General features: G+C 72.5%; 10 protein-coding genes. 6 read left to right on the top strand and 4 right to left on the bottom strand.

Annotated features, from left to right (window positions below):
- Nucleotides 1–199 precede the first annotated feature (199 nt).
- Entirely contained in the window at nt 200–3,349 is a 3,150-nt protein-coding gene (gene ileS, locus ACZ3UD_RS00680; RefSeq protein ID WP_465580705.1) for an isoleucine--tRNA ligase, read from the bottom strand.
- A gap of 639 nt (nt 3,350–3,988) precedes the next feature.
- Here ileS and ACZ3UD_RS00685 point away from each other — a divergent pair.
- The 4 genes from ACZ3UD_RS00685 to ACZ3UD_RS00700 all read left to right on the top strand — a co-directional run bounded on the left by ACZ3UD_RS00685 (nt 3,989) and on the right by ACZ3UD_RS00700 (nt 6,756).
- Nucleotides 3,989–4,453, top strand: a complete 465-nt coding sequence (locus tag ACZ3UD_RS00685; RefSeq protein WP_465580707.1) for a TraR/DksA family transcriptional regulator — start codon at nt 3,989–3,991, stop codon at nt 4,451–4,453.
- A 238-nt stretch (nt 4,454–4,691) separates the two neighbouring features.
- Complete coding sequence (gene lspA / locus ACZ3UD_RS00690; protein ID WP_465580709.1) at nt 4,692–5,285, top strand: signal peptidase II; 594 nt, start codon at nt 4,692–4,694, stop codon at nt 5,283–5,285.
- A gap of 69 nt (nt 5,286–5,354) precedes the next feature.
- Nucleotides 5,355–6,293, top strand: coding sequence for an RluA family pseudouridine synthase (locus ACZ3UD_RS00695; RefSeq protein WP_465580712.1), 939 nt, complete (start codon nt 5,355–5,357; stop codon nt 6,291–6,293).
- A gap of 1 nt (nt 6,294) precedes the next feature.
- A complete protein-coding gene (locus ACZ3UD_RS00700; protein WP_465580715.1) occupies nt 6,295–6,756 on the top strand; it encodes a GNAT family N-acetyltransferase in 462 nt (153 codons plus the stop codon).
- A gap of 107 nt (nt 6,757–6,863) precedes the next feature.
- Here ACZ3UD_RS00700 and ACZ3UD_RS00705 read toward each other — a convergent pair whose 3' ends face one another.
- Nucleotides 6,864–7,883, bottom strand: coding sequence for a mechanosensitive ion channel family protein (locus ACZ3UD_RS00705; RefSeq protein WP_465580718.1), 1,020 nt, complete (start codon nt 7,881–7,883; stop codon nt 6,864–6,866).
- A gap of 129 nt (nt 7,884–8,012) precedes the next feature.
- Between ACZ3UD_RS00705 and ACZ3UD_RS00710 the strand changes: the two genes are divergently transcribed.
- A complete protein-coding gene (locus ACZ3UD_RS00710; RefSeq protein ID WP_465580720.1) occupies nt 8,013–10,805 on the top strand; it encodes an alpha/beta fold hydrolase in 2,793 nt (930 codons plus the stop codon).
- Nucleotides 10,802–11,656 carry an ABC transporter permease gene (locus tag ACZ3UD_RS00715; RefSeq protein WP_465580722.1) on the top strand — a complete coding sequence of 285 codons (855 nt, stop codon included), beginning with the start codon at nt 10,802–10,804 and terminating at the stop codon, nt 11,654–11,656. Before ACZ3UD_RS00710 ends, ACZ3UD_RS00715 begins: the two co-directional genes overlap by 4 nt.
- Before the next feature lie 3 nt (nt 11,657–11,659).
- On the opposite strand, the gene ACZ3UD_RS00720 is transcribed toward ACZ3UD_RS00715, so the two are convergent.
- Together ACZ3UD_RS00720 and ppc are read right to left on the bottom strand one after the other, a co-directional pair.
- A complete protein-coding gene (locus ACZ3UD_RS00720) occupies nt 11,660–12,775 on the bottom strand; it encodes an MBL fold metallo-hydrolase (protein ID WP_465580724.1) in 1,116 nt (371 codons plus the stop codon).
- Between the two features lie 69 nt (nt 12,776–12,844).
- Nucleotides 12,845–15,556 carry a phosphoenolpyruvate carboxylase gene (gene ppc, locus ACZ3UD_RS00725; protein WP_465580726.1) on the bottom strand — a complete coding sequence of 904 codons (2,712 nt, stop codon included), beginning with the start codon at nt 15,554–15,556 and terminating at the stop codon, nt 12,845–12,847.
- Nucleotides 15,557–15,576: the final 20 nt, after the last annotated feature.

A 15,576-nucleotide genomic window follows, 5' to 3' on the forward strand; every position in this document is an offset into this window, starting at 1 on the left:
GAGGGCGTCCCCTTTCTGACCTTCGGGTTGGGGAGGGGGCGCCTTTGTTCGTGTTCGGGGGTGGCTCTCGGGAGGGTGGGTGCGGGGCGTCCCTCTCGACTGGCCGGGTGTGTGGTGGGGGGTCGTGCGGACTGGAGTCTTCCGGTGGGTGTGGCGAAGCCGCCGTCGCCCTGAGGCGACGGCGGCTTCGTGGGGTGGGTCAGGCCTTGCGGAGTTGGAAGGCGAGGCCGAGGGATTCGTCGGTGAAGGTTTCGGAGGCCCAGTCGGCCGTGCCGGCGGCGAAGTCGGTGGCGAGGACCTCTTCGGCGACGAGGGGGCCGTGTTCGGCGATGGCCTCGGCGGTCTCCTCGGCGGTGGCGCGCCAGCGGAGGACGATGCGGTCGGCGACGTCCAGGCCGGAGTTCTTGCGGGCCTCCTGGATCTGGCGGATGGCGTCGCGGGCGATGCCGAGGCGCTTGAGCTCCGGGGTGATGGCCAGGTCGAGGGCGACGGTGGCGCCGGACTCGTTGGCGACGGCCCAGCCCTCGCGCGGGGTCTCGGTGATGATCACCTCGTCGGGCGACAGGGTGATCGTCTCGCCGTCGAGCTCGACGCTGGTCGCGCCGTCGGCGCGCAGTTCGGCGGCCAGGCGGGCGGCGTCGGCGGCGGCGACCGCCTTGGCGACGTCCTGCACGCCCTTGCCGAAGCGCTTGCCCAGCGCGCGGAAGTTGGCCTTGGCGGTGGTGTCGACCAGTGAACCGCCGCCCGCCCCGGACGGGGACGACGCAGAGAGCGACTCCAGGGTGGAGACGTTGAGCTCCTCGGCGATCTGCGCGCGCAGGTCGGCGGGCAGCTCCTCCCAGCCCTGGGCGGCGACCAGCGCGCGGGACAGCGGCTGACGGGTCTTCACGCCGGACTCGGCGCGGGTGGCCCGGCCCAGCTCGACCAGGCGGCGGACCAGCGCCATGTGCCGGGAGAGCTCGGTGTCGATCAGGCTCTCGTCGGCCACCGGCCAGGAGGCCAGGTGCACCGAGGCCGGGGCGTCCGGGGTGACCGGGACGACCAGGTCCTGCCAGACCCGCTCGCTGATGAACGGGGTGAGCGGGGCCATCAGGCGGGTGACCGTCTCCAGCGCCTCGTGCAGCGTGGCGAGCGCGGCGGCGTCGCCCTGCCAGAAGCGGCGGCGGCCACGCCGGACGTACCAGTTGGAGAGGTCGTCGACGAAGCCGGAGAGCAGCTTGCCGGCGCGCTGGGTGTCGTACGCCTCGAAGGCCGCGTCGACCTCGCGGACCAGGGTGTTCAGCTCGGAGAGCACCCAGCGGTCCAGTTGCGGGCGGTCGGCCGGGGCCGGGTCGCCCGCCGAGGGGGCCCAGTTCGAGGTGCGGGCGTACAGGGCCTGGAAGGCGACGGTGTTCCAGTAGGTGAGGAGGGTCTTGCGGACCACCTCCTGGATGGTGCCGTGGCCGACCCGGCGAGCCGACCAGGGCGAGCCGCCGGCCGCCATGAACCAGCGGACGGCGTCGGCGCCGTGCTGGTCCATCAGCGGGATCGGCTGCAGGATGTTGCCCAGGTGCTTGGACATCTTGCGGCCGTCCTCGGCCAGGATGTGGCCCAGGCAGACGACGTTCTCGTAGCTGTTCTTGTCGAACACCAGGGTGCCGACCGCCATCAGCGTGTAGAACCAGCCGCGGGTCTGGTCGATCGCCTCGGAGATGAACTGCGCCGGGTAGCGCTTCTCGAACAGCTCCTTGTTCTGGTACGGGTAGCCGTACTGGGCGAAGGGCATCGAGCCCGAGTCGTACCAGGCGTCGATGACCTCGGGCACGCGGGTGGCGGTGCCGCCGCAGTCGCGGCAGGCGAAGGTCACCTCGTCGATGAACGGGCGATGCGGGTCGAGGCCGCTCTGGTCGGTGCCGGTGAGCTCGGTGAGCTCGGCCAGCGAGCCGACGCAGGTCAGGTGGCCCTGCTCGCAGCGCCAGATCGGCAGCGGGGTGCCCCAGTAGCGGTTGCGGCTGAGCGCCCAGTCGATGTTGTTGTTCAGCCAGTCGCCGAAGCGGCCGTGCTTGACCGTCTCCGGGAACCAGTTGGTGGCCTCGTTCTCGCGGATCAGCGCGTCCTTGACGGCGGTGGTCCGGATGTACCAGGACGGCTGCGCGTAGTAGAGCAGCGCGGTGTGGCAGCGCCAGCAGTGCGGGTAGCTGTGCTCGTACGGCACGTGGCGGAAGAGCAGGCCGCGCTCCTTCAGGTCCGCGACCAGGGCCTCGTCGGCCTTCTTGAAGAACTGGCCGCCGACCAGCGGGACCTCGGGGGCGAAGGTGCCGTCGGCGAGCACCGGGTTGACCACCGGCAGGCCGTACTTGCGGCAGGTCGCGAGGTCGTCCGCACCGAAGGCCGGGGACTGGTGGACGACACCCGTGCCGTCCTCGGTGGTGACGTAGTCGGCGTTGAGGACGAAGTGGGCGTTCTCGATCTCGACCAGCTCGAACGGGCGCTGGTAGTTCCAGTGCTCCATCTCGGCGCCGGTGAAGGACTCGCCGGTGGGCTCCCAGCCCTCGCCGAGGGCCTTGGCGAGCAGCGGCTCGGCGACGACCAGCTTCTCGTCGCCGTCGGTGGCCACTACGTAGGTGACCGTCGGGTTGACCGCGAGGGCGGTGTTGGAGACCAGGGTCCACGGGGTGGTGGTCCAGGCGAGCAGGGCCGCCTGGCCGGCCAGCGGGCCGCCGGTGAGCGGGAAGCGGACGTAGACCGAGGGGTCGACCACGGTCTCGTAGCCCTGGGCCAGCTCGTGGTCGGACAGGCCGGTGCCGCAGCGCGGGCACCAGGGGGCGACGCGGTGGTCCTGGACCAGCAGGCCCTTGTCGAAGATCTGCTTGAGCGACCACCAGACGGACTGGACGTAGGACGGGTCCATCGTCCGGTAGGCATCGTCGAGGTCGACCCAGTACCCCATGCGGGTGGTCAGCTCGGTGAAGGCGTCGGTGTGGCGGGTCACCGACTCGCGGCACTTGGCGTTGAACTCGGCGATGCCGTACGCCTCGATGTCCTGCTTGCCGGAGAAGCCCAGCTCCTTCTCGACGGCCAGCTCGACCGGCAGGCCGTGGCAGTCCCAGCCGGCCTTGCGGGCGACGTGGTAGCCCTTCATCGTCCGGTAGCGCGGGAAGACGTCCTTGAAGACGCGGGCCTCGATGTGGTGGGCGCCGGGCATGCCGTTGGCGGTCGGCGGGCCCTCGTAGAACACCCACTCGGGGCGGCCCTCGGACTGCTCCAGGCTGCGCTGGAAGATCTTGTTGTCCTGCCAGAACGACAGGATCTGGTGCTCCAGGGCAGGCAGGTCCACCTGCGCCGGGACGGGGTTGTAGGAGCTGCTCATCGCGGGCGTCTACCTCCGGCGGATGCTGGGACTGGATCCTCCGGAGGGACGAGACGGCCTGGCCGTCCCGCGGTACCACCCTCCTTGGCCGCGGTGCTGCGTTGCGGCCCTCTTGTTTGGGCTTGCTGCCGGGTCTAGTGGGCCGCCGCGGGCTGTGCGGTGGCCGTTCTTCCGGCGGCTCCGGGGTGATCTTCCCGTCGTGCACACCCCCGGGCTCGCACCGTCCCCGGGTCGCTGGTGGCTGCGTACGTCGGTACTCGTCCCATCTGCGCCTTGCAGGCCCAGTGTATCGGCCGGGCGAGTCGGTTTGTCCAAACCGTTTCCGCGGGGTTGGTTCCGGGCATGGACGGGCTGGTCGGCGGGGGTGGTTAGGCGGGGGTGAGGTGGGCACAAGTCTGTCAGCGCGCGGGGCGTGGCGGTTGGGGCGGCTGCCTGGGTGGGATCATCGCGAGGCGCCGGTATGTCATGTTGTGACCGGTTTTGATCGGGATTATCGTTCCGGCACTGGAAGCCGCCGGGAACCGGCGGCTCGATTCGTTCGTAGATGGGGTCGAAGCCATGGCTGAGAAGGCATCCGGCGCGGGTACCGCCACCAAGCGGGCACGCAAGGCCGTGGCGGCCGATCCAGGGGAGGGGACCGTGACCACTACCGCACCTCAGAACAGCACCGACATCGTCACCGCGCCGCGCGGAGCCGAATCCGTCGACCCGGCCACCCTGCCGGTCCGACCCGGCGAGGACCCGTGGACCTCGGCGGAGGTCCACGAGCTCCACGACGAGCTGATCAGCGACCTGGCGCGGTTGCGCGGCGAGATCGACGCCGCCGACGCCGCCATCGCGGGCCTGATGCGTGACTCCAACGACGGAGCCGGCGACGACCAGGTGGACGCCGGTACGAAGAACATCTCGCGGGAGAGCGAGCTGGCGCTCGCCAACAACGCTCGGGACAGCCTCGCCCAGACGGAGCGCGCCCTGGAGCGGCTCGAAGGCGTCGGCTTCGGCATCTGCGAATCCTGCGGCCAGGCCATCGGCAAGGCCCGGATGCAGGCCTTCCCCCGGGCGACGCTCTGCGTCCAGTGCAAGGCCAAGCAGGAACGCCGCTGAACCGGGCCGCAGGGGCGGCGCGGGGGGTCGGGCTTGCCGTACGCTCGACCCCGTAACGTCGCCTGACGTGTCCGGAGCGGTTCCTCGACGGATTCCAGGGCGGCATCGGCCCACCACCCTCCCCCACCTCCTGCCCGGGGGAGCTCCACCGGCAGCGGAGCGGATCATCAGTACGCAAGGTTCCCCCCAGACCCGGGACGACGCCGTCCCGAACCCCGCCGATGCCGTGGAGGTGGCCGTGGCCGATCCCACCGACCCCGCGGAGGCGGCTTCGACCGACGGCGGGACGGCTCCCGCGGGCGGCACCCCGGCGGTCGAGAAGCCCAAGGGCCGACGGCGGGTCGGCGTGCTGCTGGTCGTCGCGGTGCTCGCCTTCCTGATCGACCTCGGCAGCAAGCTGCTGGTCGTCGCCAAGCTGGAGAACCACGCCGCGATCAAGGTGATCGGCGACGTCGTCACCCTCCAGGTGATCCGCAACTCCGGTGCGGCCTTCGGCATGGGGCAGGCGCTGACCGTCGTCTTCACGATGATCGCCTCGGCCGTCATCGTGGTGATCTGGCGGATCGCCCGCCGGCTGTACAGCCTCCCGTGGGCGATCGCCCTCGGGCTGCTGCTCGGCGGGGCGCTCGGCAACCTCACCGACCGGCTGTTCCGCGCGCCGGGCGTCTTCCGCGGGCACGTCGTGGACTTCATCTCCGTCCAGCACTTCGCGGTGTTCAACCTCGCCGACTCGGCGATCGTCTGCGGCGGGATCCTCGTGGTGCTGCTCTCCTTCAAGGGCAGCAACCCGGACGGGACCGTCCACCAGCAGACGGACAAGGGCGACAAGTAGGGACCCGCCCTTCCCCGTCGGAACCGCCGGCGGGAGGGGCCGGGCCGCGTTTCCGGCATACTCGTACGGGTGAGTACCGCAGCGCAGATCCGCAGCCTCCCCGTACCCGACGGCCTGGAGGGCGAGCGCCTCGACGCCGCCCTCGCCCGGATGTTCGGGTTCTCCCGGACCAAGGCCGCCGAGTTGGCCGCCGAGGGCAAGGTGACGCTCGACGGCGCCGTGGCCGGCAAGTCGGACCGGGTGACCGCCGGCTCCTGGCTGGAGGTCGAGATCCCCGCCCCCGCCGCCCCGGTGCAGATCGTGGCCGAGCCGGTCGAGGGCATGCGGATCGTCCACGACGACGAGGACATCGTGCTGGTCGACAAGCCGGTCGGCGTCGCCGCGCACCCGAGCCCCGGCTGGACCGGGCCCACCGTCATCGGCGGGCTCGCCGCAGCCGGCTACCGGATCTCCACCTCGGGTGCCGCCGAGCGGCAGGGCATCGTGCACCGGCTCGACGTCGGCACCTCGGGGCTGATGGTGGTCGCCAAGTCCGAGCGGGCGTACACCGACCTCAAGCGGCAGTTCCACGACCGGATCACCGAGAAGCGGTACCACACCCTGGTCCAGGGGCACCCGGACCCGATGAGCGGCACGGTGGACGCGCCGATCGGGCGGCACCCCAGCTCGGACTGGAAGTGGGCCGTGACGCGTGACGGCAAGGCGTCGATCACCCACTACGACCTGATCGAGGCGTACCGGGCGGCCTCGCTGCTCGCCATCAAGCTGGAGACCGGCCGCACCCATCAGATCCGCGTCCACATGTCCGCGCTGCGGCACCCCTGCGTCGGTGACCTGACGTACGGCGCCGACCCGACGCTGGCGAAGCGGCTCGGGCTGACCCGGCAGTGGCTGCACGCCGTCTCGCTCGGCTTCGAGCACCCGGCGGACGGTCAGTGGGTCGAGTTCAGCAGCGAGTACCCGGCGGACCTGCGGAAGGCGCTGGACATCATCGCGGCGGAGAGCTGACGTGCCGGCCTCGATCCGGGTCGCCGAGGGGGAGGCGGACCTGGCGCTGGTGCGGGAGGTTCGGCGTGAGGTGTTCATCGTCGAGCAGAACGTGCCGGAGGAGCTGGAGTACGACGAGTACGACGGGACCTCGGTGCACCTGCTGGCCGTCGGGGCCGACGGGGCCGCGCTGGGGACCGGGCGGCTGATCTTCGGTGAGCACGCGCTGAAGCTGACCGGGGGCGTCGAGGGGCGGGTGCTGCTCGGGCGGCTCGCGGTCCTCGCCGCCGCGCGGGGGACCGGGCTCGGGGCCGAGCTGGTCCGGGCGATCGAGGCGGCGGGGCTTGAGCGTGGGGCCGTCGAGGTCGAGCTGCACGCGCAGGTGCAGGCGCTCGGGTTCTACGAGCGGCTGGGGTACGTGGCGGAGGGGCCGGTGTACGACGACGCGGGGATTCCGCATCGGACGATGACTCGGGTTTTGTGAGCGGTCGGGAGGCTCGTGCGGGTCTCGGCCTTCCGCTTCGCGCAGTTCCCCGCGCCCCTTTCGGGGCGCGGGGAACTCTGTTTCGGGGGAGAGGGGTGCGCGGGGTGTCAGGTGTCGGTGGTGCGGAGGCGGGGGAGGGCGTGGGGGTGGTGGTCGCGTAGGTGGGCGATGAGGTGCTCGCGGATGTCGAAGCGGAGTTGGGCGGCGTCGTCGGGGGTGCGGGCGGTCATGGTGGCGCGGACGACGATGGTGCTGGGGGTGGTGTCGGTGACGTTGAGGGCCCACTCGGTGCCGTCCCAGAGGGGGTGCCGCTCCAGCTGGGTGTGCAGGGCGGTGCGCAGCTCGTCGACCGGGGTGGTGTGGTCGAGGTGGAGCAGCACGGCCGCGAGCAGGCCGGGGTCGCGGCGGGTCCAGTTCTCGAAGGGTTTGTTGACGAAGTAGGAGACCGGGACGATCAGCCGGCGGTGGTCCCAGAGCCGGACCACCAGGTAGGAGAGGGTGATCTCCTCGACGGTGCCCTGCTGGCCGTCCATCAGCACGGTGTCGCCGATTCGGACGGTGTCGCCGAAGGCGATCTGCAGGCCGGCGAAGAAGTTGCCCAGGGTGCTCTGGGCGGCGATGCCGGCCACGATGCCGATGATGCCGGCCGAGGCGAGCAGGCTGGCACCGACGGTGCGCATGGCGGAGAAGGTCAGCAGCATCACGGCGGCGGTGACCACGACAATCGCCGCGCTGACCACCCGGCGCAGCATGCTGATCTGGGTGTGCACCCGCTGTACCCGGGCCGGGTCGCCGGTGACCGTCTCGTAGCGGCTGAGCACGGCCTCCAAGGCGGCGGCCACCACCCGGACGGTGAGCCAGCCGAGCGAGGCGAGCAGGAGCAGCAGGACCACGTGGTGCGCGCCCTCGTCGTCCTTGAGGTGGAGGATCCGCTTGAGCGGGTCGGCGGCGAGCAGCAGGGCTGTGACGACGGCGAGCTGGAGCGGGATCCGGCAGCGGCGGAGCAGTGACCAGAGCGGGGCGTCGGGGTGGCCCGCGCTGATCCGTTGGAGGGCCTGGTCGACGATCCAGCCGATCACCAGGGTGGCGGCGACGGTGGCGAGCAGGGTGATCAGCGGCCAGAACACGGGACCTTCTCGGGGTGGGGAGAGAGCCGGGTGAGCCGTACGATACCGCCGCTTACCGGGCAGAACCGGGCGAAAAGGGGTGGTGGCTTTATCGGACGCCTACCCGGGCGGCGGATACGATCAGCCCCCATGGAGTTCGGTGGGGCATGGCGTCGCTGGCGCGGCCGCGGCAGGTCGGTGCGGCGCAAGGTGCTGGCCGGGGCGGTGGCCCTGGTGGCGGTCGCCGGGGTCGGTACGGTGGCGGTGGCGTCGGGCGGCGAGCAGGCGGTTCACCAGGAGGATCGTTTCCTCAGCATGCCGGAGACCCCTGGCAGCGCTCAGCAGGTCCAGCTGGACACCTCGTTCTTCACCACCGGCAGCAGCCCGCGGCCGGCGGTCCTGCTGGCGCACGGCTTCGGCGGCTCCAAGGACGGCGAGCGGGAGCGCGCCCAGCAGCTGGCCCGGCAGGGGTACGCGGTGCTGACCTGGTCGGCGCGCGGCTTCGGGAACTCGGGCGGGAAGATCGGGCTGAACGCGCCCGACCGTGAGGTCGAGGACGTCAAGCACCTGGTGGACTGGCTGGCCCAGCGGCCCGAGGTGCAGCTCGACGGGCCCGGCGACCCCCGGGTGGGCATCACCGGCGCCTCGTACGGCGGGGCGATCTCGCTGCTGGCCTCCGCGTACGACCACCGGATCGACGCCGTCGCGACCCAGATCACCTGGTGGAACCTGGCCGACGCGCTGTTCCCGCAGGGCGTGCAGGGCTCGGGCGCGGCGGACGGCGTGTTCAAGAAGCTGTGGGCCGGGATCTTCTTCACCACCGGCGCGGCCGGGGACCTCGGGCCCTCCGGCGGGGCACCGCGCGGCGGGGACGGGGCCAAGCCGCAGGCGGACGGACAGGTCGGCTGCGGGCGGTTCCTGGACTCGCTCTGCCAGATGTACGACCGGGTCGCCACCGCCGGGCACGCCGATCCGGAGGCCGTCGCGCTGCTGGAGAAGTCGAGCCCGTCCTCGGTGGCGACGCAGCTCAAGGCGCCCACCCTGGTGGTGCAGGGGCAGCAGGACTCGCTGTTCCCGCTGGACCAGGGGGACAAGATCGCGAAGGCCGTGGCGGCCAACGGCGCACCGGTCTCGGTGGACTGGTTCGCGGGTGGGCACGACGGCGGGACGGACACCAGCGCCCGGGTGGACGACCGGGTGACGGCCTGGTTCGATCATTTCTTGAAAAATCGCGGCTTGCGCGGGCGTGGCAACGACACCGGGCCGGCCTTCCGGGTGACCCGGACCGGGGGCGTGGACTCCACCGGCTTCCAGGCCGTGCTGCGCGGGGCCTCCGCCGACCGGTACCCGGGGCTGGGCGGGACCGGCACCCGCTCGATCGAGCTGGCGGGCGGGGAGAAGTCGCTCGCCAACCCGCCCGGCGGGGCGCCGCCGGGGATCTCGACGCTGCCGGGGATCGGCGCGCTGAGCCAGGCGGCCTCGCTCGGGGCCGGGCTGTCGCTGGACTTCCCGGGCCAGAACGCCGCCTTCGACTCGGCGCCGCTGGACACGCCGCTGCACCTGACCGGGCAGCCGACCGTGCCCGTGACGGTCACGGCGGACCGGCCGGACGCGGTGCTGTTCGCGAAGCTGTACGACGTCGGGCCGGACGGCAAGTCGGTGCTGCCGCAGCAGCTCGCGGCCCCGCTGCGGGTGGTCGGCGCCGACGCGGGCAAGACCGTGACCGTCCAGCTGCCCGCTGTGGACCACACCTTCCCGGCCGGGCACCGGGTGCGGCTGGTGCTGGCGTCCACCGACCTGGCGTACGCCTCGCCGGCCGAGCCGGCCACCTACCGGGTCGCGCCGGCCGGGGCACTCACCGCGCCGACCGACGAGGAACTGGTCACCGAAGCGGCGCCGCTGCCCGCGCGGACCTGGCTGCTGCCGGTGGCGGCCGTGGTGGTGGCCGCCGCGCTGGTGCTGGTGCCCGTGCTGCGCCGACGGCGTTCGGCGGCCGCCGGGCCCGGGTTCGATCCGGAGCTGGCCGGGGTGCCGTTGCAGATCAGCGGGCTGAGCAAGCGCTACAAGGGCGCGCAGGACCGGTACGCGGTACGGGACCTGAGCTTCCGGGTGGAGCAGGGCCAGGTGCTCGGCCTGCTCGGGCCGAACGGCGCGGGCAAGACCACCACGCTGCGGATGCTGATGGGCCTGATCCGGCCGGACGCCGGGGAGATCCGGATCTTCGGGCACCTGGTGCGGCCCGGGGCGCCGGTGCTCTCGCGGGTCGGGGCCTTCGTCGAGGGCGCGGGCTTCCTGCCGCACCTGACCGGCCGGGCCAACCTGCGACTGTACTGGCAGGCCACCGGACGGCCGGAGGAGGACGCCCGCTTCGGCGAGGCGCTGGCGATCGCCGGGCTCGGCGAGGCGCTGGACCGCGCGGTGCGGACGTACTCGCAGGGCATGCGGCAGCGCCTGGCCATCGCGCAGGCGATGCTCGGGATGCCGGACCTGCTGATCCTGGACGAGCCGACCAACGGGCTGGACCCGCCGCAGATCCGCGAGATGCGCGAGGTGATGATCCGGTACGCGGCCGGCGGACGGACCGTCATCGTGTCCAGCCACCTGCTGGCCGAGGTCGAGCAGAGCTGCACGGACCTGGTGGTGATGGACCGCGGGCAGCTGGTGACGGCCGGTCCGGTCGGGGAGATCGTCGGCGCCGGTGAGCTGCTGATGATCGGTGTCGCCGACTCCTGCGACCCGGAGTCGGTGGTCGCCAAGGTCGGCGCGCTGGCCGGGGTCGGTTCGGCGGAGGCCGTCGAGGGCGGGCTGCTGGTCCGGCTGGACGGGCTCGCTGCGAGCGAGCTGCTGGCGGAGCTGGTGCGGCTGGGGGTGCCGGTGGAGAGCGCCGGACCGCAGCGGCGCCTGGAGGACGCGTTCCTGTCGTTGATCGGAGGTGCGGCGTGAGCGCCGTCTCGACGGACCATGCCGAGGGGTACCGGGCGAGCCGGACCCTGCCGCTGCGGGTGGAGGCGATGCGGCAGCTGCGCCGGCGCCGCACGTTGGTGATCGGCGGGGTGCTGGCGGCGATGCCGTTCGTCATCCTGGCCGCGTTCCAGATCGGCGGCACCCCGGGGCGTCCGGACCGGACCACCTTCATCGATCTGGCCACCGCCTCCGGGGCCAACTTCGCCGTCACCATGCTGTTCGTGGGCACCGGATTCATGCTGGTGATCCCGGTCGCGCTGTTCTGCGGGGACACGGTGGCCTCGGAGGCCAGCTGGTCCTCGCTGCGCTACCTGCTGGCCGCGCCGGTGCCCAGGGCCCGGCTGCTGACCCGCAAGTTCGCGGTCGGGCTGGCGTTCTCGGCGGTGGCGGTGGTGATGCTGCCCGCGATCGGGCTGGCCGTCGGCACCGCCGCGTACGGCTGGGGCGACCTGAAGCTGCCCGCCGGGGCGAGTCTGCCCGCCGGGCAGGCGCTGCCCCGGATCGCGCTCGCGGTGGCGTTCGTGTTCCTGAGCGAGCTGGTGATCGCCGCGCTGGCCTTCTGGCTGTCGACGGCGACGGACGCGCCGCTGGGGGCGGTCGGCGGGGCGGTGTTCATCTCGATCATCACCGGGGTGCTGGACGCCGTCACCGCGCTCGGCGACCTGCGGGAGTGGCTGCCGGCGCACTGGCAGTACGCGTGGGCGGACGCCCTGCAGCCGCAGTTGGAGTGGGGCGGCATGCTGCAGGGCGTCTCGCTGTCGCTCTCGTACGCGGTGGTGCTGCTGGCGCTGGCGTTCCGCGGGTTCGCGCGCAAGGACGTGGTGTCGTAACACCTACTGCGGCAACTGGATCGGGGTGGGCAGCAGGGCCCGGGCGGGCACCGGGTGCCAGCGGCCGTCCTCCCCGACCCGGCCGAACGCCTGGTCGCCGAAGTGGAACGCGAAGCCGTAGGTGTGCGGCTTGCGCAGCTCGGCCAGCAGGGTCCGGCGGGCCTTCAGCACCTTGTCGACGTTGGTGTCCGGTCCGGACGGCCACTCGGGGTGGGCCACCTGGGCCGGGGTGTGGAAGGCGTCGCCGAACACCAGGATCCGCCGCCCGCCGCCGGCCGAGACGACGAAGGTGGTGTGGCCGGGGCTGTGGCCGGGGGTGATCAGCGCGGTGACGCCGGGCCACACCTGGGCGCCGTCGTCGAAGCGGCGCAGCACCTTCGACATCGGCACCATGAAGCTGTCCCAGGACGGCGCCCCGACCTTGACCTGGTGCTCCCAGAACGGCTCCCACTCGGCCCCGGCCACCAGGTAGCCGGCGCGCGGGAACGCCTTGCGCGGCGCCCGGCCCGGCGCGGTGACGAAGCCCATGCCGGTGTGGTCGGTGTGCAGGTGGGTGAAGGCCACGGTGTCGATGGTCTCCGGCCGCACCCGCAGCGCCCGGAGGGTGCGCGGCAGTGCTCCGCCGCGGGAGACACCGAGCGACGGTGGGAGCGTGTTGGCGCCGAGGCCCACGTCGATCAGCAGCCGGCGGTGGCCCCGCTCGACCAGGACGCCGCCCGCCGAGGCGGCGATCCGACCGGAGGGCGCCACCTCCTCGGGGTGCTCCGCCCAGTAGGAGGAGGGGACGGCGGGCAGGAAGCCGGTGCGGTCCAACTCCATGGCGGCGTCGACGACATAGGTGAGCCGGACGTCGCCCAGGGTGAACGTGCGGACGGCGGACTGGTCGCCGAGCGAGCCGATCCGGTGGGCGGGCTGTGACTGCTTCCGGGTCTGGGCTTCTTCCCGGGTCTGGGCTTCTTCCCGGGGCCGGGCTTCTTCCCGGGCCGGCGTCCGCTCCCGGGCCTCGGCCTGGGGGAGTCCGCCGGCGAGTGGGACGGCCAGGGCCGCGCCGGCGACGACGGCGCTGCGCAGCACGCCGCGCCGGGAAGGAGCGCCTGGGTGTTCGGGTGGCTCTGTCATGGCTGGGCCTTCTTGTGTGGGAGGGGCCTTCGTGGGGAGTTCGTGGGGGTGGCTTCGTGGGGCTGGGGATCAGCCGGTGTTGCGCAGGCCGGCGGCGATCCCGTTGACGGTCAGCAGCAGGGCCCGGCAGAGCGTGCGGTCCGGCTCCTCGCCTGCGGCGGCCGCGTCCCGTTGGCGCTTGAGCAGGGCGACCTGGAGGTAGGAGATCGGGTCGAGGTAGGCGTCGCGGATCTCGAAGGTCTGCTTCAACACCGGCTGGGCGTCCAGGAGTTCGCGCTCGCCGGTGATCCGCAGCAGCTCGCTCACGGTCAGGTCGTGCTCGGCCTCGATCGCCGCGAAGACGCGCTGGAGCTCAGCGGGCACCAGCGTCTCCACGTAGTGCCGGGCGATCCGCAGATCCGTCTTGGCCAGTGTCATCTCCACGTTGGAGACGAAGTTGCGGAAGAAGTGCCACTGGCCGTACATCTCGTCCAGGACGCCGCCGAGGTCCGCTTCGCGCAGTGCCTTCAGCCCGGAGCCGACGCCGTACCAGCCCGGCACGATCTGCCGGGACTGCGTCCAGCCGAACACCCAGGGGATGGCCCGCAGGCCGTCCAGGCCGGCGCCGGAGTCCGGGCGGCGCGAGGGCCGCGAACCCAGGTGCAGGTCGGCGAGTTGGTCGACCGGGGTGGAGGCCAGGAAGTAGGCGGGCAGGTCCGGGTCGTCCACCAGCACGCGGTAGGCCGCGTGCGCGGCGTCGGAGACCACGTCCATCGCGGCGTCCCAGCGGGCCAGTTCCTCGGGGGCCTGGCGCGGGGCGGTGTGCAGCGCGGAGGCCTGCAGCGTGGCGGCGACCGTCAGCTCCAGGTTCTCCCGGGCCAGCGACGGCACCAGGTACTTGTCGCTGATCACCTCGCCCTGCTCGGTGACCTTGATCTCGCCCTCCAGGGTGCCCCAGGGCTGGGCGAGGATCGCGTCGTGCGAGGGGCCGCCGCCGCGGCCGACGGTGCCGCCGCGGCCGTGGAAGAGGCGCAGCCGCACCCCGTAGCGGTGGGCGACGTCGCGCAGCCGGCGCTGGGCCCGGTGGATCTCCCACTGCGAGGTGGTGATGCCGCCGAACTTCGAGGAGTCGGAGTAGCCGAGCATGACCTCCTGGACGTCCCCGCGCAGGGCGACCAGGGCCCGGTAGGACGGGTCGGAGAGCATGTCCTCCAGGATCGTGTCGGCGGCCTTCAGCTCGTCGGTGGTCTCCAGCAGCGGCACGATGCCGATCTTCGCGATGCCGGCGTGCAGGTCGACCAGGCCGGCCTCGCGGGCCAGCACGGTCGCGGCGAAGACGTCGTCGGCGCCCTGGCACATCGAGATGATGTAGCTCTCGATGACCTCGGGCCCGAAGGAGTCCAGGGCCCGGCGGACGGTGTGGAAGACCCCGAGGGTCTTCTCCCCGGCCCGGTCCAGCTGCGCCGGGCCGAGCAGCCGGCGGGAGGTGAGCTCCTTGGCGAGCAGCCGCTGCCGGTAGTCGCGGGGCATGTCGGCGTAGCGCCAGGACTCCTCGTCGAGCCGGTCGAAGAGCTGGCCGAGGGCGTGGTGGTGGGCGTCGGCGTGCTCGCGCACGTCCATGGTGGCCAGTTGCAGGCCGAAGGCGGCGAGGGTGCGGATCGTACGGCCCAGTCGGCCCTCGGCGAACAGGCCGCCGCGGTGCTCGCGCAGCGAGGTCTGCACCAGGGTGAGGTCGCGCAGCAGTTCGGCGGTGCCGAGGTAGTCGCGGCCCTCCTCGTGCGTGCCGCCCTCGGCGAGCCGGTGCTTGGTGTTCACCAGCTTCTGGCGGATCGCGGTGACCTTGAGGCGGTACGGCTCCTCGGAGTTGAGCCGCTTGTAGCGGGGGCTGATCTCGGGCAGGCGGGCCAGGTCGTGCTCCAGCGAGCCGAGCAGCTCGTCGGTGGCGCCGGTGTAGCGGATGGAGTTGGAGAGCAGGCCGCGCAGCTCGTCGACCATCGCCAGGGCGTCGTTGATGCCGTGCTCGTGCTGGAGGATCAGGACGTCCCAGGTGACCTCCGGGGTGACGTTGGGGTTGCCGTCGCGGTCGCCGCCGATCCAGGTGCCGAAGGTCAGCGGCCGGGTGCCGTCGGGCAGTCGGACGCCGACCCGCTCCAGCTCGGCGGCGAGGTCCTCCAGGACGTCGCCGACCGCGTTGGCGTGCAGCTCGTCCAGGTAGTAGACGGCGTTGCGGGCCTCGTCGGTGGGCTCGGGGCGCACCACCCGCAGCTCGTCGGTCTGCCACATCAGGTCGATGGTCTCGGCGAGCCGCGCGTCGTGGCGGCGGCGGTCCGCCTCGGGGACCGGGGCCTCCAGCAGTTCGGCGATCCGGCGCAGCTTGGTGAGGACCGAGCGGCGGGCCGCCTCCGTGGGGTGGGCGGTGAAGACCGGGCGGACGTTCAGGTGCTCGACCGCCCGGGTCAGGGCCTCCGGCGCCTCCCTCGCCGCCTGCTGCACGACGCGGGCGAGGGCGGCGCCGGCCCGTTCCCGGACGGCGCGCAGTTCGCGGCCGCGGTGCACCTGTTCGGCGACGTTGGCCAGGTGGAAATAGGTGGCGAGGGCGCGGACCAGGTTGGCCGCGGTCGCCGGCCCGATGCCGCGCAGCAGTTCGGCGGTGGCCTCTCCGTCGGTGCGGCTGAGCAGGCGGACCTGCTCGACCAGGCCGAGCAGCTCGGGGCCCTCCTGACGGACCAGGGTCTCGTCGAGCAGGTCCGCGAGGTGTCGGAGGTCCGCGTGCAGCGCGGCATGGTCGGTACGGGCGTTCATGACTGCTCCTGATCGGGGAG

Source organism: Kitasatospora sp. NPDC023118 (assembly GCF_055560875.1).